Below are 23,422 nucleotides of genomic sequence, written 5' to 3'. Positions count from 1 at the left end.
TATCATTTTTATTGGTTTTTTAGGGGTAAAAATACCAATATTTTTTACTTTAAAATTGTTTTTAATTCTTAAAAATACAACAAATCAAAATTCTATCACGGACTTTTTAACTCAACCCTATAAAATTAAAGAAAAAATATATTTAAAATAAAGATGGATAAAAAAAATAAAATATTATTAGTAATTATAATTTTTTTAGGACTGTTTCAAACAGGTTTTTCTGCAGATTTTGAATTCTCAGATGTAGGTTCTTGTAGATATTTTGATATGATGGAGCAAACAGCAGATTGTCATAATGATATATCAAAATTAACTTGTGATTCTTTGGATGGAGCTTTTTTTTTTGGCGATGATTGTATTAATGAGCAATTATTTACTTGTTTTAATGGTGTTTTGGATGGTAGAGAAACAGGGATTGATTGTGGAGGAGATTGTCTAAGTGCTTGTAGTAATAATGGATATTCATGTAATATTGATTCTGATTGTGTATCTGATGTTTGCTCTAATAGAGTTTGTCAATCTGCAAGTTGCGCAGATGGAGTTAAGAATGGAGATGAGACTGGACTTGATTGTGGTGGAACTTGTCCTGTTAGTTGTCAAAATAATGAAGCTGGTGAAACTGACCCATATCAAGATTTCTTAAATTTATTAAAAGAAAATTATATTATTAATATAGAAGGGATTAGAAATGATTCATCAATTCAATATATGTCCATTAATCTAAAAGAAGGAAATGTAGTTGAAGAAGAAGATTCAGATGCTTATCTTTTATTTGAAGTAGAACAAGAAACTGTTCAAGATATATTTGCAAAAGGAGGGAACCTAGGAGAAACATTTTTTGACAACATAGTATCAGGTAAAATTAAAATGAGTAAACTTGACAACAGAGGTATCTTCGAGAGTATGGGAGATTGGGTTAGTGGATTATTTGGAGACGATGAAGTATTTAATGAAACTGTTGAATGTTCTGAAATTCATGAACCTGTTTGTGGGGTTGATGGTATAACTTATCCAAATGGATGTTTTGCAAATCAGTTTAATATTGAAATCGAAAACTCAGGTGAATGTCAAGAAAATGATCCAACTTCTAGTTTAGCACAATGCGGTAATTTAATAGTAGACTTAATGATCGAAAGAGATAATTGTGGTATGTGTGGTGTTTCTTGTGATGATGACCAAGAGTGTATTGCTGGTGAATGTGTATATGAAAATCTCGTTCAATGTTCAGGTAAAATAGTTGATGTAAATACTGATAATGATAATTGTGGTATTTGTGGTACTTCTTGTGATGAAGATTATAAATGTAGCGATGGTGTATGTGTAAATAATGTATTTACTCAATGTTCAGGAAAGAATGTTTTCTTAGATAGTAATGAAGCTAATTGCGGGATATGTGGTGTTTCTTGTGAAAATAACGAAATGTGTATGGAAGGTATTTGTAAACCTACTTCAGTTTGTGGAGATGGTATTATTTCCATATCTTATGAAGAATGTGATGATGGAAATAATGTTAATGAAGATGCGTGTACAAATGATTGTAAGTTTAAAAACAGAAATTTAGTTGAGGAATCATGTGAATATCAAGCTGGTGGTGGAATGGGTGATTTAATGTGTATAGGAGGTATTGATGTTGAAACTTGTATTATTGCATATCAAGGAGATTACTTTGCTAATTCAAATAATTGTGATCCTCTCTATCCTGCTAATGCAGCACTTGTTGAGTGTTCTGGAAAAACTATAGATATAATGAATGATGAAAGCAATTGTGGTATGTGTGGTATCTCTTGCGATGATGATTATAAATGTAGAAATGGTGCATGTGAAATAGAGATACTTTGTGGTGATGGATTTTTGACACCTAATGAAGAATGTGATGATGGTAATTCTAATAATAATGATATGTGTAGTAATAGTTGTGAAATTATAGAAGAAAATATTCCTCAACCAGACTCATGTGAGTATGTTCATCCAATTAGAGGATTAGTTTGTGAAACAGGTATTGATGTTGAAACTTGTATTATTGCATATCAAGGAGATTACTTTGACAGTTCAGATTGTGATGGTGGATCTACTTATTCTAGTGAAGATCCTAACAGTATCTATAATGAACATTATGTACAAGAAGATGAGTGGACAGGGACTTCTTGTCTTTACGCACATCCTGGATCTGGCGATATGACTTGTACAAATGGAGTTGACATTGGTCTGTGTGTAGCTGGATATCAAGGAGATTTGTATAATGTTCCTAATTGTGAAGGTAGAGGTGACTTAGGTATTGATGTTGGTTGTCCTATTGGAGAATATGGTGATGGTACAAATTGTTTCGATTGTCCAAGAGGTTCTTATCAACCCTTAGAACACAACGAAAAAGGACGAGATAGTTGTAAGTCTTGTCCAATTGGTAGTTATAATAATGAAGCAGGAATGGAAATTTGTAATTTATGTGAAATTGATACCTATACAAATTTAACTGGTACAATGAAATGTCGTGAATGTACTGAAGGATATAGTACTAATGGTTTGTTTGGAAGTCAATCGTGTGTAGAAATTAATAATGATGATGGTATGAAATTATATGAAGAAGAATTAATTTCAACAACTATAAGTCAAGTAAATAAAATTCCTGAATCAGTTAATTAAAAAGATGAGAAAAATATTTAATATTTTAATTTTCGTATTTTTGGGTTTAATTGCTATAAATTTTACTTTTGCATGTTTTACTCCAGTGGGTGGAGATGAAAATATTTATTTAGATGAAAATTCAGGAACTAATTTGACTATGTGTCAAGGAGATTATTATTTTGATGATTTAGGAACTCCTGATGGTGTCTTTCATCTTCAAGGTAATAATTATATTCTTGATTGTAATAACTCTAATATTTTTGGAAATCAATCAGGTTCAAATAAAGGAGTTGCATTCAGATTTACTGGAGATGATATCATGCTTAGAAATTGTAATATTAATAATTTTTATATTGGACTAAAATTTGAATCAAGTTCAAATAATATTATCGAAAATATTAATTTTTTATCAAATTCAGATAATGATATTTTTTTAGTTGGAGATAATAATTCATTTACTGATATAACATCAGTTGGTCTTATGGGAGATTTTGGTTTATATAGATTAGAGTATTCAAATAATAATTCTTTTATTAATGTAGATTTAAATCAAGTAAATTATGGATTTTGGTTGCTTGACTCAAATAATAATAATTTTGAAGATATTTTAATTAATCAAAGTGGTTCACAAGGTTTTATGATTGAATCTGGAAATTATAATACTTTAAGGAGTATAACATTTGATCAAACTGGATCTCATGCTATTGAGCTTGGAGGAGCATATACAATAATAGATGATATTGATATTGTTTCATCTGGATATCATGGTATTAATATTTGGGAAAGTCATAATATAATAAGAAATTCAAATCTTTCTAATTGTGTAGAATATGGAATTAAGTTTAATCCAACAGTTAGTAATAATACAATTTATAATAATTATTTTTCAAATAATGGTGAAGCTCATGCTTTTATCAATTCTCAAACTAATAATTTTTTCAATATAACTAAAACTTTAGGCACAAATATTATAGGTGGAACTCATATTGGAGGAAATTATTATGACAATTATACAGGATTAGATATAACTGGGGAGGGTATAGGAAATAGTAGTTATTCTCTTGGAAGCGGAGTATATGATTACTTACCTTTAACAAATAATCAAAGTGTTGCTCCTGCAAGTTCTTGTTTAACTCCTACAAATACTGGTGATATATTCATAACAGAATCAACTACTCTATGTACTGGAACATATATTTTAGAAGATGATTATGAATATATGATGCCAGGTAATGAAGGAGTTTTCATATTAAATGCTAGTGATATTACTTTTGATTGTAATGGTTCTATTTTGGATGGTAATAGCTCTTATTTCGGGATTGTTGCATCTAGTATGTTTTCAAATATTACTATTAAGAATTGTAATGTGATAAATTATTATGGTGGGATTAAATTAGATTCAGATGATTCTACAATTAAAGATTCAACTTTTACTAATATTCAATCAGCAGCCGATGGAACTAATTTTGGAGAGGCTATACAAACTGGAGGACAAAATATGTTAATTGAAAATATTACTATTACAAATTCAAATCGTGGTTTAGACTTTGGTATATCAGGAACGATTAATAATTCAATTATAAATACAATTACTCAAACTGCTTTAAGAATTTCAAATAATGATGGTACAATAATTCAAAATACTCAATTAAGTTCATCAGAGGATGGTTTATATCTTTACGGTGGACAAAATGTTGAAGTAATAAATGTTTCAATTTCTTCTTTGGATACAGGAATAGTATTTCAAGGAGCAAATGATATGATAATTAGAGATTGTAATATTTCAAATAATCAAAATGGAGTTTATTTTTTAGGACATATTGAATTAAATAATAAATTATATAATAATTATTTCTCGAATAATGTAAATTATCATATAAATATGACAAATGTCTATAATAATCTTTTCAATTCTTCAAAAACCTTTGGAACAAATATTATTGGTGGTGCAAATATTGGAGGTAATTATTATGATGATTATTCTGGTCAAGATTTAGATGGAGATGGAATTGGAGAGACTTCTTATCAACTTATAGCAGGAATTGGAACTGTATATGATTATTTACCTTTAACTAATAATCAAAGTGATCCTGTAAGTTTAAATAAAACTATTAATGTAGAAATATTAAATGGTCCTAATTTTAATGAAGGAGATATTGTTCAATTTAGGATTACTTATGCAAATTTTACTGGTACTCCTAATCTAAATATGATCTGTCCAGGTACTATTTATAATGATCCGACAATTTCTTCACCTCATGATAGAAGTTGTAAAATAATTAAGGATGGAAGTTATAATATTAGTTTTAATTTAACTGATTCTGAAGAGAGTGTAATTAAAATAGTTCAAGTAAATGTAAGTAATGTTATTCCATATAATTTAGATCAAGTATCTGGAATTAATCAAGGAGTAGAATATATGTTTCAATTATCATTTGATGATGATGGTATGTTTGATCCATTCAATATCAGTGTTAATTGGGGAGATAATTCATCTTCTTCAATTATAAATACTTATTCTAGATTACATAGCATTTATCATAATTATTCAAATGATGGGAATTATACAATTAATTTTACAGTTAAAGATGATGATGATTTTTCAAATGTATTTTCATTTAATATTACATTAATTGAAGATGAATTTAATATATTCAATAATCAAACAATTACTTTTGGAGAGAATTCAGTTTTAGAATTATTTATTAAAAATATTGTTTCAACTTCTGATTTAAATATTTCTTGGGGTGATAGTTTGAATACTTATAATATTTCAGCTCAAACTAATGGTTCACAATATTCACATAATTATACTAGTTTTGGAAATTATACAATAAATGCATCAATGATTGGTTGTAAGTCTGGAGCATTATGTATTGGTGGAAATACTTATACTGCTACAATGTGGGTTAATGTGATTGGTTATGGTGATAGTATTATTAATGGAGTAGAAAGTTGTGATACTAATAATTTTGGAGGACTAACATGTTCAAATTATGGTCATAACTCTGGAAGTCTATCTTGTAATGCGGGAGTTATTGATTCTAGTTCTTGTTATACTCAATCTTCTGGTGGTGGAGGAGGTAGTTCTGCTTCAAATGATATTGAAGAAGTAATCGAAGTAATTAATACAACTTCGATAAATATTACAAATCCAATACTAAACAATACTTTAACTGAAGATTTAATTAATATGAGTAATTTTCAAAAAATAAATTTAAGTGGAATAAATATTACTCTACTAAATAAAGAAAATGAAACTTTAACTCAAGATTTAATTAATGAATCCGAATTTCTTGAACTAAATATTACAATACCTTTAGTTGAAAATGAAACTAGTTTATTTGATTTTATACCTTATATTGATACTATTTTTGATTTTTTTGAAATAGATTTTGACATTGAAGAATATAATTTCAAACCAAGAGTTTCTTTAATCTTTACACAATTAAAAAGTGATATTGATTGGAGTGAGGAAGTAGTTATTGAAGAAGAAATAATGCCCAGTGATTATGATTTTGAACCAAATATTTATTTAATATTTAATCAATTTAAGGAAGATATTGATTGGAGTGAAGAATTAGTTGTACAAGAAGATTTAGTTCCTTATGATTTTAAATCAACATTAGAGGTGGTATTTGATTCATTAAATTTAGATATTGAAAGAATCCAATAATTATTTTATTCTAAATTTACAAAAATACAGTCACTTGATTTGATTCGTTCGGTACAATTTTAAATTAAAAAATTAAAAATAGTTTTTTAAATGAATATCATTCTATTCTATTATGGAAACTTCAAAAGTATTGATAATAATTATAATTCCACTGATTTCGGCATTAATTGGTTGGCTAACTAATTTCGTTGCAATAAAATCTTTATTTAGACCAAATAAAAGAATTAATTTTTTCGGTTTTAGGATTCAAGGTGTTATTCCTAAAAGAAAGAAAGTTCTAGCAGTAAAAATTGCTGAGATTGTTGAAGAATATTTATTAGATCATAAAGATATAGAACAGATATTTTCAAATCCTAAGAATAAGGAGAAAATTAAGAATAGGGTTTTACCTATTGTTAAAGATAGAATTGTCCAAAAAATTCCTTTAATGTTTAAGTCTATAGCTGAGCCACTTATTAATAAAATACTTGATGAAGAGATAGATTCTATTATTGAGAAATTATCTAAAGAGCTTGCAGATCATGCATTTGAAAATTTAGATATTAAGAATATTGTAAAAGAAAAAATTGAGAATTATGATACTAATGAAATGGAGACAATTATTTACAAAATAGCTTCTAAAGAATTGAAACATATTGAGTATTTAGGTGGCTTAATTGGATTAATTATTGGATTAACTCAAGTTGGTTTATTTGTTTTTTTGGGTTAAAATACTAATATTTTAATGTTGTAAATCCGTATTGTACATCATCTACGGTTTTTGCATCTTTTAGTATTAATGTATTTTCAGGATTTCGATTAATATATGAAAATATTGGTAATAGTGGAAGTCCTGATTTCATAAATCTTTTTTTCACTTCTTTGATATTTGTTTCAAAGTCTAATTCAAGTAATTGTTCTAATTTTCTTTCAGATACATTAGGTTTAGTTATTTCATTGAAGAAATTTAAAAATTGTCCAATATAGTCGCGAAGAGTATCTTTAATTAGTTTTTCGGGATGTGGTTTTGGTTGATTTTTGTAACCCTCACTTAATACAAATTTAAATTGTTCTTCCGATTCTTCTATTAGAAATTGAAAGTGATACATTTTGGTATTCTCTGGTTCGTAATATAGCCAGGAAGGAATTGAAGGATTTTCAATTGTGAGCATATATTCTTTTAATGAGAATGAATCTAGTATTGAATCAATGAATCTTGAATGAGTATCCTGTTCATTTCCTTGGTTGTTTCTATCATAATAATTTTGCCAAATTGATATAAAGTTTAATGATGATATCATTGAAGAATCTAAAGTTATAAATATATCTTTATCTGAGTTTAAAGTTGAGTCAATTGTTTTAAGATTGGTCTTCATTTACTATATAGTAGTAATTATTTTCAATTTATAAAATCTTTTGTTTATTTATTCATATATCCTTATTTAACATAAATGTTATAAATATCTTGAGAATTAATTTATTAAAATGGGTAAATTAATAAAACTTGTATGTGCTAGTGATGATGGTGTTAATTTTTCAAGAGAACATTTTGGTTCTGCTAAGAAATATTTATTTTATACTTTGAATTTAGATTCTGGCGAAATAATTTTTTTAAAAGAAATAAATAATTCAACTCCTGATGAAAGAGGTCATGCTGATCCTGAAAAAGCAAAAGCAGTTTCGGATTTTTTAAGTGATGCTAAAATATTAATTAATTTTGTTTTTGGACCTAATATTGTAAAAATGAGAAAGAAATTTGTGCCAATTATATCTAAGGAAGAAAATATTGATATTGCTTTAGGAAAGATAAATGAAGTTTTAGAGAATATTGTATCTACAATAGATAATAATGGTGATAAAGATATTTTATATATTAATAAATAATTGTTATTTTTCAATATTAATTAATTAATTATTAAGCTCTTTATTGGTAGGGGTAACAAAGATTTAATATACTAATATAATAATTATTTTATATATTAAAGATGAAGTTTCGTAATGTTTTTATTTCTAAGTTATTTTTACTATTTTTTTTACTATTTTCTTCGAGCATTTATGCTATAGATTTTGATAATGATTCAATGGATGATTCATGGGAGATACTTTATGGATTAGATAATACTTCTGCTTTAGATGCGAGTTTAGATTTAGATACAGATGGTTTAATTAATTTATGGGAGTATTTGTTAGGATTTAATCCTACTTTAGATAATTCAGATTCAATTATAACTATTTCAAATGAGTCACTAAATGGAATAGATGATCCTTTTGAAGATTTAGATTTGGATTCCCTTACAAATGATGAAGAAATAAATGTTTATTTCACAAATCCTTTGACTAATGATACTGATGTTGATAATTTGTCTGATTATGATGAGGTTATTACTTATTTTACTAATGCTAGTTATTTTGATACTGATTATGATTTGATTTCAGATTATCATGAATTGTTTACTTATTTTACAAATGCTACAGATTCTGATACCGATAGTGATAGTTTGTCTGATTATGATGAGTTATTTGTTTATTTGACTAATGTTAGTTATTTTGATACTGATTATGATAATTTATCTGATTATGATGAATTAATTGTTTATTTCACTAGTCCTTTCTTGAATGATACTGATAGCGATAATTTATCTGATTTTGATGAAGCGACTCTTTATTTTAGTAGTGGAAATGCTTCTGATTCTGATAGTGATAATTTGTCTGATTATAATGAGGTTATTACATATTTTACAAATGCAAGTTATTTTGATAGTGATTATGATTTGATTTCAGATTATCATGAATTATTTACTACTTTCACAGACCCTTTGAATAATGATACTGATAGTGATAATTTATCTGATTATGATGAGTTGTTTGTTTATTCTACTAATCCATTCTTGATTGATACTGAGAATGATAGTTTATCTGATTATAGTGAAGTGATAATTTATTTAACTAGTCCTTTTTTGAATGATACTGATAGTGATAATCTTTCAGATTATGATGAAGTTATTACTTATTTCACGAATGCAAGTTATTTTGATACTGATAGTGATAATCTTTCAGATTATGATGAGTTATTTACTTATTTTACTAATCCTTTGAATAACGATACTGATGTTGATAATTTGTCTGATTATGATGAGATGTTTACCTATTTTACTAATCCTTTGAATAATGATTCTGATAGTGATAATTTGTCTGATTATAGTGAGTTAATAATTTATTCTACTAGTCCTTTTTTGAATGATACTGATAGTGATAATCTCTCAGATTATAATGAGGTTATTACATATTTTACAAATGCAAGTTATTTTGATAGTGATTATGATTTGATTTCAGATTATCAGGAATTATTTACTACTTTCACAGACCCTTTGAATAATGATACTGATGTTGATAATTTGTCTGATTATGATGAGTTGTTTGTTTATCATTCATCTCCTTTTATTATAGATACTGATTTGGATGGTATCGATGATGGGGCAGAGGTTGTAGCTGGCAGTGATCCGATTGTTGGATTTGTTGGAACTCAGGATAGGTATTTTTTAAATTTTGGTGATGAAGTAGAATACTTTTTTAATCTGACTTTAGGATATGAAACTTATAATTCAGTTCTGAAAAATGTTTTACCAGATAATTTAATTTATGCTGATTCGAGTAATAATGCTTCAGTTTTTCCATCAATTAATGGGAATGAAATAAGTTGGGACTTAGGTAATATATCTATTGATACAACTTTTGCTTTTAGTATAAAAGGTTATCTTCTAGATAATTTATCTTTAAATTTATTATCTCAGATTGATGAGAATATGTTAATTTATGATTATGAAAATATTTTAGGAGGATTTCATACTGATTCTTATTTGTTTAATAAAATTAATGTGACTGAGCCAATCTTGTCTATGTCTTATTTTGCTAATGTATCTGAAGTAGCAGTTGGCGAAGATATATTTTATAGTATTAATATTACTAATTTAGGAACTGAGGTTTATAATTTGCAATTATCAGATTTACTTCCAGAAGGTATAGATTTTATTTCTTCTAATCCAGCCCCTTCAAGTGTTAATTCGTCTAATATTACCTTTTATTTTACTAATCTTAGTTCTTCTTTGAGTATTGGAATTGTTGGAAGAGTAAATGTTACTTACCCTAGTCTTGAAGATGTTTTAATTAGAGATTTATTAGCTTCAGAGGTTGAACTATTTGCATATTCAAATTTAAATACAACTATTGCTAGAGAATATGATTTGTTTAATCAGACTAATGTGATGGTTAAGAATGCTGGAATTGTATTAGATAATAATGTTTCAACTGTCTCAATTGGAGATTATTTTGAAGCTCAGATTATAATGAATTTTTCTAATGCTGGAGCAAATAATGTTAGATTGTATAATTATTTACCTTTTGGTTCTGAGTATGTAAATTATAGTTCGAGTATTCCTTCTATTATTAATCAAACGGGAGATGTTGTTGAGTTTGATTTTTCTAATGTTAGTTTGGGAGTTTATTTTTTGAATGTAACTTATTTTGCAAATAATTCTATCAATGATGGTGATATTTTAACAAATAATCTTTCATTTTATTATCAAAATTCTACGGCTTATGTTTATCTTCTTAATACTCAAGATTTAGTGTCGGTTTTAGAGCCAGATTTATTGATTACTAATAATGCTTTTTCTCCAGTTTCAGTTGGTGATTTATTAACATATATTGTTGATGTTAGTAATGTTGGTAATGGGACTGCTTATTCTCCTTTGGTTTTAAATGAGTTGGAAGATGGTGTTGAGTTTGTTTCTTCTTTGCCTTTCTCTCCTGATAATTTATCTGGAGTTTATAATGAGACTTTAAGTTTTAATTTACCTGATTTAGATGTTTTGGATATCTATCAGATTAATATTACTGTGAATATTACAGATAAGTATCATTCAGGATTAGGGGTTCTTTCAAATGATAGTTTTACCAACAAGGTTAATGTTAGTTATTTTTCTACAAGTAATATTAATTTGTCGAGAGGTTATTTTAATTATACTAATTCAACTAGTTTGATTAAGGATGGAGCGATTGCTAAGGATACTAGTGGAATTATTAATTTGAATTCTACTTCTGCTATTCGTGTTTCGGAGAATTTTAATTATAATATTTTAGTTAATTTTACTGGAGCTCCCGCTAATACTGTTTTAGTAGAAGATTTATTGCCTGCAGGAATAGTGTTTGTTAATGAGACTAATTCTTATAACAGTTCTGCATTGAATATTAATGGTAGTTTGCTTACTTGGAATTTTGGAAATTTGAATGGAAGTGATCCTTTAATTACAATTAATTTGACAGTTTTTGTTAATGAGTCTTCTAGTTATTTTTCAAGTAATACTTTTGTTAATACTGCGAATCTTACTTATTCAAATTCTTATGGTTCTAGTATTCTAAGGCAAGATTCTGCAACAGTATATGTTGTTGAGCCAAATCCAGTAATTAGTAATATGTTGATTAATATTTCTGGTACTCCACAATATCATATTTATCTTGAAAATATTAATTATTCTGATAGTTTTGAAGTGGATTTAGGAGGATGGAGTCAGTCTGCTTTAGATGATAGGGATTGGACAATTGATGCATCAGGAACTCCATCTTCGACAACTGGTCCTTCTAGTGCAAGTGATGGATCTAATTATATATATACTGAGACTTCGGATCCTGTACTTAATGGTGATGTATTTATTTTAGAGAAGGCAGTTAATTTGACTGAAAGTGTTATTGCTCAAATTCGTTTTGATTATCATATGTATTTTTCAGGTTCAAGTAGTGGTGGAACTTTAGAGTTGTATGTTAATAATGGAGTTGATAATTTAGTCTGGAATTTGAGTGGTGATCAAGGTGATTTATGGTATGAGGATGAATTGGTTGATATTAGTTCTTATTCAGGTCAAGAAGTTACCTTGAAGTTTAAATTTACTGTAGGTACAAATGAAAATTATTATAATGACTGCGCTTTGGATGATATTTTAGTTGTTAAGAAAAGAAATGTTACTGTAAATTCAATTATTGAGGTTGGTGATTTGATTAATTATAATTTGAATATCTCTAATCCTGCTCGTTCTGGTAATATTTATAATTCGGAATTATATAATATTACTTTGATTGATTTGATTCCGAATGGTTTTTTATTTAATTCATCTACTTTATTGCCTGATTTTGTGAATTCAACTCATTTGATTTGGAATCTAGGTGATTTAGCTGTTGATAATAATTTAGAGATTAATTTAACTTATGAATTGAATTCGACTTATATTGGTACAGATTTGGTTTTAGCAGAAGATTTATTTACAAATAATATTCTTGTTGAGGGTTATAGTTTCTTGAATGAGAGTTTAGCTAGAGTGTATAATTTGAATTCAAGTTCATTGGATATAATAGTAAAGAGTCCTTTGATTAATTCAAGTTCATCTGTATTGAATGTTACTGTAGGGGATTTTTTTAATTATAGTTTGAATTTTAATTTGAGTTATGCTCCTTCAAATTCTGTTGTTTTGGAAAATATTTTACCTTTTGGTTTAGAGTTTGTTAATTCTAGTTCATCTCATGCTAATGTTTTTGATAGTTCAGGAAATAGTCTTAAATTTGATTTTGGTAATTTAACTGAAGGCTTTTATATTGTAGATTTATTGGTTTTTGTAAATGATAGTATTTCTAATGGTGAGATGCTTAATAATATAGTTTATTTGAATTATAGTTCAAATAATGAGAGTGTTTTTAGAATTAGTTCTAGTAGTTTTGTTGAGGTTTTAGAGCCGGACTTATTAATTGTTAATAATGGTTTTTCTCCGGTTTCGGTTGGAGATTTATTGACATATATTGTTGATATTAGTAATGTTGGAAGTGGGACTGCTTATTTACCTTTAGTTTTAAATGAGTTATCAAATGGAGTTGATTTTATATCTTCTTCACCTATGCCTGATAATTTGTCTGGAGTTTATAATGAGACACTTAGTTTTAATTTACCTGATTTAAATGTTTTAGATAGTTATCAAATTAATATTACTGTAAATATTACTGATAATTATAGATCAGGATTTTTGATTTTAGCAAATGATAGTTTGACAAATAAGGTTAATGTTAGTTATTATTCTACGAGTAATACTAGTTTAGCAAGAGAATATATTAATGCTACTAATTCTACTAGTTTGATTAAGGATGGAGCAATTATTAAGGATACTCAAGGAACTATTGATATTGGAGCTACTCATGCAGTAAGGCTTGGCGAGAATTTTGTTTATGAGTTAATTGTTAATTTTACTGGAGCTCCTGCTAATAGTGTTTTAGTTCAAGATTTATTACCTACAGATTTAGTTTTTGTTAATGAGACTAATTCTTATAATAGTTCTGCATTTAATATTACTGGTAATTTGCTTACATGGAATTTTGGGAATTTATCGTCAGCTAAGACTGTAATTTATATTAATTTTACTGCATATATTAATAGTTCTTCTTTACTTTTATCCTCGAATTCGACAGTTAATTCTGCTGATTTGATTTATTATAATTCTTATGGTTCTAGCATATTAAAACAAGATTCTGCTTCAATTTTTGTAGTTGAACCAAATATTAAAATAACTAATACACTTTTGTCTTCAGGTTCAAAAGATATTGGAGATTTAATTGATTATAGAATAAATTTTACTAATTATGCTAGATTAGGTAATAATTATAATTCAGAGTTATATGATAGTTTCTTAGAAATTCCAATTACGAATGGTCTTGTTTATAATTCTTCTAGTAAATTACCATTTTTAGTAAATTTAACTCATATCGTTTTGGATTTAGGAAATTTTTCAATTAATGAGACAAAAGAGGTGAATGTAAGTTTTAATGTTAATCAGAGTTATAGAACTAATGATTTAGTTTTCTCAGATGATTTATTTTATTTGGATTCACAAATTCAAGGATATAGTAATTATAATATTTCAAGTGCTAGAGTTTATGTTGAAAATTTCACTTCGTCATCTTTTGATATTAATTCTCCTGAGTTGTATCTTTCTCAAAATTTATCTGGATTGAGTATTGGTGATTCTCAAAGGTATGAAATTGTATTGAATTTTTCGAATGCTCCAGTAAAGAGTGCTTTAGTTAAAAATACTATTCCTAATGGAACTAATTTTTTTAATTTTACTTCCAATGTTAGTGTTTCTTTTTCTCAAATAGGTAATGATTTATTTTTTGATTTTGGGAATGTATCTCAAGGCATTTATGGATTGAGTTTGATTGTGTATGTGAATGCTTCATTGAATGCTGGAGATTTAATGGAGAATAAAGTTAATTTCTCATATCTTTCCTCTGTTAATACTGTATATTCTTTAAATGATAGTATCTTCTCAAATATTGTTGAGCCTTTTATTTCATTTTCGATTGATTCTAATCCATTTATTTTTGTTAATGAGTTGTTGATTTATAGCTTAAATATTACTAATTTTGGAAATTCAACTGCTTATCATGTTGAATTAGTAGATATTATTCCTGAGGGTTTTGAATTTGTTTCTTCATCGATTATCCCTTCATTAATTACTGGAATTTATAATGAAACTTTAATTTATAATTTGAGTCAAATCTTAGCTGGAGAAAATATTATTTTGAATATAACATTAAATGTTACTGATGATTATTTTAATGATGAACTTATTTTTGCAGATGATATTTTTAATAATTTTGGAAATCTTACTTATTTTTCATCTATTAATCAAAGTCTTGCAATAGAGTATCAAGTTTTGGCTAATTACTCTAATACTGTTTCTAAACCTGAATTATTAGTTTTATCTTTGCCTAGTAATGTTATTGTTGGGGAATTATTGAATTATAGTATTTTGTTAAATTTTACTAATGCTCCTGTTAAGGATGCATTGATTAGAACTAAACTTAATTCTGAACTAAGTTTATATTCTTTTAATAGTTCTTATTCAGGAGTTGGATTTAGTTTGGATAATGATACACTTTATTGGAATTATAGTATGATGCTTATTAATTATTCTTCACTTATAAATCTTAATTTATCTGTATATTTGAAGAATGTTACTAATTTGAGTTTGGGAGATTTATTTTCAAATACTTTTGTTTTCGAATATTCTAATTCTATTTTAGATAAATTTAATCTTTCTGAGTTAGAGTCATTTGTTGTGAATAGTCCTAATTTGGAAGTTCATATGTCTCAAAATAAATCTTTTGTCGAGGTTTATGATTATATTAGATATGATATTAATGTTTCAAATTTTGATGTTATTGGAAATTATACTTCTAAGGCTTATGATGTTAGTTTGATTGATTATTTACCAAAAGAGATTCAGTTTGTTAATTCAACTATTTTAAGAGATGATAGTAATACTGAGAATTTAAGTTTTTATTTGGGAGATATGGATGTTGGTGATATTATTACCTTCTCAATTGAAGGATATGTTAAAGAGATAGAGAATGTAACTTTAGATAATTTTTCTCATGCTACAAGTTTAGTTAATGTTGCTGGTTTTTCTTTGAAGAATTCTTCTTATAAAAAGGAGTATTTAAATTCAACATTTATTCATACTGTTAGATATGATGTAACTTCACCTGTTATTTATTCAGCTTATGTTAAGCCTAAAGGAATTGCAACTGGTGAGAATGTTTCTTTATTTTTGGATGCTTTTGATGTTATTGAAATTGATAAGTGTTATACAAATATTACTCTGCCAAATTTATCTGTATCTCAAGTTTTTGATGTTTGTGAGGAAAAGCAATATAGTGTTCCTTTAATTAATGGTAATTTTAGTGTAGAATTCTTTGTTAATGATACTTCTTCAAATATTGCATCTTTGGGTGGTTTTACTTTTGAGGCTAAAGATCCTATTAGTTTTGAGATTGAACTTGTTGATAAGAATATAACTGATACAAATACAAGTATTGAAATTTACTATGAAGATGATTTGATTTCAATTTCAGTTGGTTCTAATATGTCTACAGTTTTATCAAATTTCTCTTATGATATTTTGTTTAAATCTTATGAGCAGTCTTTAGTTGTTAAATTAGACTCGGTAGTTATTAGTGAGAATTTGAATCAGAGTATTGGTTTTGATAAGATTTTGACAAATCCAGATTCTTTAGTAGTTTATGGAGTTGAGAATGATAATTATTCTTTTTCTAATGCTCAAGTTGAGATTTCTTATAATGGTCTTTCTTATAGTGATGAAGATAATCTTTATGTTCAAGTTTGTGAAGATTGGGTTTATTTTAATGCGTCGTGTAATTCTACTTGGAATAATTTATCTGCTCAGCAAGATAGTGTAAATAATTTGTTTAAGTTTAATAGGAGTAGTTTTAGTGCTTTTGCTATTAATGAGGTTATTGTTTCTGGTAGTTCTGGTGGTGATTCTGAAGATGTTTCGGATACTTCAGATAGTTCTTCAGGTTCATCTTCAGGTGGTTCTGATAGTCCTGTTGATGAGCAAGAATATATTCCTGTGACTGTGGATGATTCAAATTATAATGTTTTAGTAGAATGTGTTGAGAATTGGGTTTGTTCTGATTGGAGTGTTTGTGATTCAAATGATTCTCAATTCAGAGTGTGTAGTGATGTGAATATTTGTAATAGTTTTACAGATAAGCCTTTAGTTTTACAGGATTGTGTTTCTGAGAGAAAATGGGATGGAGTATTGAATTTTGGTTCTAAGATTTATAATAATGATGGAGTTGTTAATGTTATTAATTTTACTAAAAGAATTTTTAATTTTGTTTGGATGCAATTGTTATGGATTGGAATGTTAATTAATGTATCTTTCTTGATTTTAATTGTTTATTTAAGATATGCTATTATTAAGAACTTTGATAAGAGTCCTATAAGAGTTCAAGGGTTTTCTCTTGATTATTATAAAAATAATGGAAAGGTTAAATCTGCAAGAGCTTCATTTAGATTTTATACACTTATTGGAATAAGTGTTTTTGTTCCAGTTTTCGCATATTTCTTAAATTTTTTAAATATAGGTTTGATTATTGGAGTTACTTCAGAATTTATACTTTTAATTATGTTGAAGATTGAGTATTTTATGAAATTTAGTAAGTAGTTGATTTTCACTCACTCATTTCTGAAGATAATTTCTTTGAATTTTTGAACAAACTATTTTTTTAAAATAGTTCTTGTGCAAACTTTATTCTTTCTGAATTAAATTTTTCATTTTTTCTACATACTCAGGTCTGATATAGTTATCGATAGTTACTTTGTAGTCTGTTTCCCAGTTGTTTTTTGTTTTATTAAATTTCTTATGACCTAGATTTAAACCTATTTCTTTGAATTTGTCCAATACTTTTTTCTTAGGAATTGGAGCAGTATGGTTTCGGATAAATTTTCTACACTGAGAGTCTGCATAGTATGAACGAATGATATGTGGATAGAAATGTTTTCCAGTGTATTTGAATAAAATTTTAGAGAATGCTTGCGAGTGTATTGGAGTTCCATTTTTATCTGTGAATATAAAATCGTTTTTCTTTTTTTTGTCAAGAAGTTCTTTTAGTTGTTTTGTGTAGAATGATGGGAATTCTTTTATTATGTCTTGCTCAATTCCATCTTTTCCTATGAATTTGAATTCAACTCGGTTGTTATGGATAGTTATATCTTCTTTTTGGAGAGTTGTAAGACCTTTGTGGGAGAGATTGTTATAGTATTCTATATTTCCTACTCGAATATATGTTTTTATCAGTGTATAGAGTGCTATGTGTTCAATTGTTTTTTTCTTTTTTAGGTCAAATTCTAATTTTTCTATGATTGTTGGATATTCTCTTATGAATGAATTTACAATTGATGCTTTTTTCTTTTTTTCATGCTCGATTTTTTCTTCAGAGTATAGATATGTTTTAGTTCCTGATATGTTTTCATAGGATATGTCCCATTCATATTTTTTATTGTTGTTGAATTTGAGATTTTTTGCAAATATTGAGAATCCTCCTCTTGCAAGTTTTTTTCCGTCTGGGAGAATTGTTATTCTTTTCCCTGAAATTAATTCATTTGAGTTTAAGTATCCATTTAAAAATTCTTGATTGTCTTCATCAAGAAGAATGTTTAGGTTGTTATTCTTAGAATATTTTTCAATTAAATTTTGAATATTTTTATTTGTTTCGCCAGTTGGAATCCAGTTATTGTTTTGTTTAATGTATTCATTTAAATCAGAAATTTTGATTCTTTTGGATCCATTTTGAAACTGGTCTTTTTTATTCATACATATTTTTTGTTAATTTAGTTTATAAATTTTTATTTTCATTTTTTAATATCTTTAGTGGTTTTTAATTAAGAAAACGATACTTATATAAGTTAAGAAATTCATATGCACTAATGGGTAGAGTTAATATTTTTGATTTGGAATTTAAATTATATGGAGGTGATTCTATTTCTAAAGGTGTTTTAGATTTTTATGTTGATAAAGGGTTATTTATTGGACTTTCTATTGATTCTAGTTTTGAAAATAAATATGGGTGTAGGGTGTTAATAGGAAGTAAAAATGATGAAACTATTACTTTACTTAGAGTTCCTAATCCTATTATGAAAAACTTACCTTTAGGATGTATTGTTATTCCTTTTAATTGTGATAATGTTGGTGGTGGAAATTATTTGTGCGATTATTATACTTTTGGTAATAATTATTTAGGGTCTAAAAATCATTTGAGTAAATTTTCAGGTTATGATTCGAAATTTATTGATACGATTAGTTGTTTGAAAGAATCTTATGGTGATGATTGTTTGAAATTACCTATTGTTGATTCTATTTCTGAGAAAGTTTCAGATTCTAGTTTTAGAAGTTTATTGGATTGTTTGAAAAAAAATTGTGAGTTTGAGTGGAGTTTAGAACCTATTTCAGGGAAACTTAAATTAAATAAAAATAATTCTCTTTCTTAAAGTTAAGTTTATAAATATGTAAATTAGTTTTTAACTTATGAAGGATGAAAAACCTTTGTGGTTAGTTCCAATTAGTTCTATTGTTGGTATTACTAAAGTTTTTCCTGAAAAATATGGTTTTAAGAATATTTTAGATTTTAAAAAGAATGGGATGTATTCTGAACTTGTTTTAAAAAAAAATAAAAATTTTGAATTGATTTTTGATTTAGTTTCGATTTTATTTCCTGAAAAAATTAAAAGAGAAATTGATGATTTAAGTGGTTTTGAAGAAATTGAGGATATTGTGAATTATGGGTGGCCATATAAACCTAAAGGAAAGAAGTTTTTGGATGAGAGTTTGAATAGTTCGATTAATGTTAGATATGGTAGAATTAATCAGAGATTAGGTTTAAATTTGAAGTTGGAAAAATTTACAGATATTAATTATCATTATAAAAATATTGGCTTGAATAGTGATTCTAAAGTTTTATGGTATGTTGATATGTTTTATAAAAATTTATATGATTTTATTTTGGATGATAATTTGGAGTTTAGTATAGGTGAAGAATTTTTTCTTGAGAATTTTTTGAATGTTAGATCACAAATTTCTGATTCTTTGATGGAGAAAGATTTTGAGAAAACAATCCATAGAGTTAATAATTCGATGTTTAGGTGTTCTATTACTCCTTGTTTGGAAGGTAAGAGAAAATATACTAAAAGAAATTCTACTCAAATGGATTTATTTTGAATTTTTATTTTGAGTTATTTATATTTTTTTATTGTACTTTTCCTGCTTATTACTTACAAAAAATTGTTAAAAAAAGATTGTATGAGAGCTCATTTTTTGATTTTAAAGATTGAAAGTTATCATTTTTGATTATAAGTTTTTGAATCCAATTTGATTAAAACTTACTATCATTTACAATTATTTCTAGTTATCTTATTTTATAGTTCGAAATTCACACTTTCAAAATAGTTGCTTAAAAGTTATTATCAATTCTAACATTTTCATAGTTTTTATTTTGTTGAAAATTTATAGTTTTGCTAGTTATTTTTAAGTAGTATCTTGTTTTAAAAATTATAATTTTTGCTAGCAAGTTTTAGTCAAGTAAAATTTTACTATGTTCTCCTAGATTCACACTTTCAATTACTATTGTGATTAAATATTCACACTTTTAAAATAATATTTTTCTGATGAAGGGTATATTTAGTATAAAAAAATTCCGCTTTGAATTAAATTAGCTGTTATAAATGTATTAAATACTCCTAATATAAGGATTAAACCTAATAGAAGGTATATTGTAGATATTTTTAATATTTTCATTTTTCAATTATATTTGAAAATATTTTATTTTGTATTTTACTTTGTTTCATTTTTCATGAAGTTGTTTATAATTTTTATAATATTGGTGCTTGTTTATTTTTGGCTCCCTAGAATAGTTTCCTGAGATATCTGATTCAAAAATACTAATCGTATTTTTTTCTCCAAGTTTTTCTAGGATTGGTCTAGGAAATACGAAATATCCATTTTCTCTAATATTTCCATCAAAATTTTCGAAGCATACGCAAATTAAGTATTCGTAATTGCCTTGAGGCATTTTAAACTCCCAAAAGTTGTAATTATATTCGTTTCCTTTTTTTCTTGTTTTGTGATTGGTCATTAGAGCGCTTGTAATAGTCAATTTCTGTAGTGAACTTGTCAGGAGCTCAAATCCAAGACTTTTTTCAGTTTCTTGAGTTATTATACCCTTCTTGGCGAATTTATGACGAACATACATACGCGATAAGTAATCTTTGTTTAAATCTGCTAACATTTTACTTAATTTTGAAATGGTGGCCCATAACTATTGAATATCCTACTGCCATAGGAATTACAAATATCATTGCTAATGCGTAGAGCATATAGATCCCATATCTTATGTGTTTTGGATGTTTTTTTGCATATTGTGGCGCATGTTTATTCATAGTACTTTATTGTGTCTATTCTTTATAAGTCTTTCTAATAACTAACTTATTAGAAGTATGCGTATAATGTATATTATACGAAGTTGTTGTATTGGTAGATTTTGAAGCGTGGATAATTAGTGGTTTTGCTAGCAAGTTTTAAGCAAGTAAAGAAAAAGAAGAATTTTAATTATTTTACATACTCTTCAATTTTTTTATATCTCATTTCTTTATATTTTTTATATTTTTTCTTTATTTAATAAAATTAAACTAATAATTATTAAGATATAACTGATGATAAATATAAAAAATTCAGTTTGTGCTAGGAGTCCTATATTATTAACTGAATTTAGAAATGAAGAAAAAAACTTTGAAAATTCTATTAATGGAGAAATGCTTAATATTAAAGTTAGGTATAAAACTCCTTTATTGAAATATTCCTTATTTGTGTTTTCTGTAAGTTTATTATGTTTATTATCTGCTTTATCCTTATACTCATTTTTTTTCATATTAATATTTAAGAATTTATAAGTATAAATAAGTTTGTATTATTCGAATCTTTATTTCTTATATATTTTTCTGCTCAAAACTATTTTTACTTGTAAAAATTGCACCGAACGAATACTTACGAGTGACTGTGAATAAAAAGTCTCTTTAGTTTTGATCTTATTTCTTTCTATTGATATCTTGGCACTTTGGGGCTTTTATTAGTTGTTTAGTATTTCCTTTAATTATTCTTTTTGTTTTTTAATAGATTTAGGATAAATTTTTCTACTTCGAAAGTGTGATTATTTAATCACAATAGATTTTAAAAGTGTGAATTATTTAGAACACTACAGTTTTATATGATTAAATATTACTGTCAATTATCACTATTTTATGTTGTTGTTAGTGACTAAATATTGTTAGCAAAACTAACCATTTCTATCCTATTAATTGATTAAAAGTTGTTGTCATTTATAGTATTTTTTAATTATTTTATTTTAAAAGTGTGAATTTATTTTCTTTAGTTTTATTTTTGCTTAAAACTTATTAGCAGAGAGTAGTTATTTTAACAAAAATATTGGACAAGTATTAGTAGTTTTTGATAGTAATTTTTTAGCAGAAAAGAATTTTATTTCCATACTCTTATAAATTATAAAATTTAATTTTTACTTATGGGGAATAAACTTCCCGAAATTTTATATCATGAAAATTGATCAATAATAAATAAAAGTATTTGTTTTATAAATTTGATTTATACTTCTTGAGTAATCCACCTAATAATTTGCCAATTAATTCAGACTTCTCAATTAATAATGTATATTGATTAAATGGTAAAAAATGCAAATCTTTTGAGATTCTTAATAGAAGTTTGAATTTATCAAAAAGATACACAATTTTTCTTAATTGTGAAGTCTTATCTCTTTGATTTAGCTTTGTAAATCTATCAAGTGCAATTAGCATTTCAATTGCAGTATTATCAATATTATGTCTTAAAGTGAATTTTTCACTTTTAGGAAATCTTGCAAGTGAAGGATATAGATTCAAATAGAGGTTGTATAATTCATGATACAACAAAAATCCATCATCTTTATTGAAATTCTTACTTTCCATTTTATTTAATGCTTAAAAAATCTATTTAGAATTTTTATTGTTATTATCAGGTTGTTCAAGTTTTCTTATTAATCCATTCATATATTTGATACTATTTTCAATTGTATCTGAATTATCATCTTTGATGATATTCAAATCTTTTAAGATTGATAGTTCAATTTGCAGTTGAGAAAGTGAGATTCTAACTTTGTTGTATATTTGCAACTTCCCCTTCATAGGCCAGTAATTATACCCAGCATTCAAGTTTGGAAAGATTTCTATTGTATGGTCGTATGCATTATCAATAAGTTTTTTATGGATTGAATTATTCTGTTTCAAATCTTCAAGTTCTCGAATTACTTTCAAAAAAGTTGCAAAGTATTCTCTATATATTGGTAGGTCAAATACATTCATTTTTCATTATTGTTATACATGTTTTTTAGAGTTTGGGATGGCATTTAGCCATCCCCCAGAGTTCCAGATATTTAGAATTTTAGAAATCTAAAGTTACCCGCTCATTGGTGCAATGTTCATGGTGCATACGAGCAACGAAACCCAGTGCCCGCGTACGAGAGCGAAGGACCATTGCTCAAGACCAGAGCAAACGCACCAGCATCGGCACCATTGTTCCAAGAACCACCACGAAGGAAAACAGCAGTAGGAGAACAAAATCCAGGTCCACAATTATCAGGAGCTTCATTTATTGAGTTATAAGCTCCAGCCAAACTTGCTCCATCGTAGTATCTACCCATACT

The 23,422-nt window shown here is 26.6% G+C and carries 13 protein-coding genes; 7 read left to right on the top strand and 6 right to left on the bottom strand.

What is annotated here, in order from left to right:
• The first annotated feature begins 153 nt into the window (after positions 1–153).
• The 3 genes from PF569_00450 (at position 154) to PF569_00440 (ending at position 7,007) form a co-directional block, all read left to right on the top strand.
• Positions 154–2,640: a DUF4215 domain-containing protein gene (locus PF569_00450; GenBank protein MDA3854697.1), complete on the top strand. Its 2,487-nt coding sequence runs from the start codon at positions 154–156 to the stop codon at positions 2,638–2,640.
• 4 nt (positions 2,641–2,644) lie between these two features.
• Positions 2,645–6,298, top strand: coding sequence for a right-handed parallel beta-helix repeat-containing protein (locus PF569_00445; GenBank protein MDA3854696.1), 3,654 nt, complete (start codon positions 2,645–2,647; stop codon positions 6,296–6,298).
• A gap of 112 nt (positions 6,299–6,410) precedes the next feature.
• Complete coding sequence (locus PF569_00440; protein MDA3854695.1) at positions 6,411–7,007, top strand: DUF445 family protein; 597 nt, start codon at positions 6,411–6,413, stop codon at positions 7,005–7,007.
• 4 nt (positions 7,008–7,011) lie between these two features.
• Here PF569_00440 and PF569_00435 read toward each other — a convergent pair whose 3' ends face one another.
• Positions 7,012–7,653, bottom strand: coding sequence for a hypothetical protein (locus PF569_00435; GenBank protein MDA3854694.1), 642 nt, complete (start codon positions 7,651–7,653; stop codon positions 7,012–7,014).
• 109 nt (positions 7,654–7,762) lie between these two features.
• Here PF569_00435 and PF569_00430 point away from each other — a divergent pair, with 109 nt between their 5' ends.
• Both PF569_00430 and PF569_00425 read left to right on the top strand, forming a co-directional pair.
• Positions 7,763–8,161 (top strand): hypothetical protein, encoded by a 399-nt coding sequence (locus PF569_00430; GenBank protein ID MDA3854693.1) that lies wholly within the window; start codon positions 7,763–7,765, stop codon positions 8,159–8,161.
• A gap of 101 nt (positions 8,162–8,262) precedes the next feature.
• On the top strand, positions 8,263–17,346 hold the full coding sequence (locus tag PF569_00425) for a hypothetical protein (protein ID MDA3854692.1): 9,084 nt from the start codon (positions 8,263–8,265) through the stop codon (positions 17,344–17,346).
• Between the two features lie 84 nt (positions 17,347–17,430).
• Here the strand turns inward: PF569_00425 and PF569_00420 are convergent, their stop codons facing one another.
• Positions 17,431–18,495 (bottom strand): hypothetical protein, encoded by a 1,065-nt coding sequence (locus PF569_00420; GenBank protein ID MDA3854691.1) that lies wholly within the window; start codon positions 18,493–18,495, stop codon positions 17,431–17,433.
• A gap of 113 nt (positions 18,496–18,608) precedes the next feature.
• On the opposite strand from PF569_00420, the gene PF569_00415 reads away from it, so the two are divergent.
• Both PF569_00415 and PF569_00410 read left to right on the top strand, forming a co-directional pair.
• Positions 18,609–19,169 carry a hypothetical protein gene (locus PF569_00415; GenBank protein ID MDA3854690.1) on the top strand — a complete coding sequence of 187 codons (561 nt, stop codon included), beginning with the start codon at positions 18,609–18,611 and terminating at the stop codon, positions 19,167–19,169.
• A 37-nt stretch (positions 19,170–19,206) separates the two neighbouring features.
• Positions 19,207–19,896: a hypothetical protein gene (locus tag PF569_00410; protein MDA3854689.1), complete on the top strand. Its 690-nt coding sequence runs from the start codon at positions 19,207–19,209 to the stop codon at positions 19,894–19,896.
• A 622-nt stretch (positions 19,897–20,518) separates the two neighbouring features.
• Here the strand turns inward: PF569_00410 and PF569_00405 are convergent.
• From PF569_00405 to PF569_00390, 4 genes are all read right to left on the bottom strand, one after another.
• Complete coding sequence (locus tag PF569_00405) at positions 20,519–20,962, bottom strand: hypothetical protein (GenBank protein MDA3854688.1); 444 nt, start codon at positions 20,960–20,962, stop codon at positions 20,519–20,521.
• A 1-nt stretch (position 20,963) separates the two neighbouring features.
• Positions 20,964–21,113: a hypothetical protein gene (locus PF569_00400; GenBank protein MDA3854687.1), complete on the bottom strand. Its 150-nt coding sequence runs from the start codon at positions 21,111–21,113 to the stop codon at positions 20,964–20,966.
• A gap of 1,203 nt (positions 21,114–22,316) precedes the next feature.
• Complete coding sequence (locus PF569_00395) at positions 22,317–22,688, bottom strand: four helix bundle protein (GenBank protein ID MDA3854686.1); 372 nt, start codon at positions 22,686–22,688, stop codon at positions 22,317–22,319.
• Positions 22,689–22,709: 21 nt separating this feature from the next.
• Positions 22,710–23,081: a hypothetical protein gene (locus PF569_00390; protein MDA3854685.1), complete on the bottom strand. Its 372-nt coding sequence runs from the start codon at positions 23,079–23,081 to the stop codon at positions 22,710–22,712.
• Between the last annotated feature and the right edge of the window lie 341 nt (positions 23,082–23,422).

This window comes from Candidatus Woesearchaeota archaeon, from assembly GCA_027858315.1.
GTDB lineage: Archaea > Nanobdellota > Nanobdellia > Woesearchaeales > UBA583 > UBA583.
The sequence above is the reverse complement of the archived record's forward strand: the minus strand, read 5'-3'. Positions and strand labels throughout refer to the sequence as shown.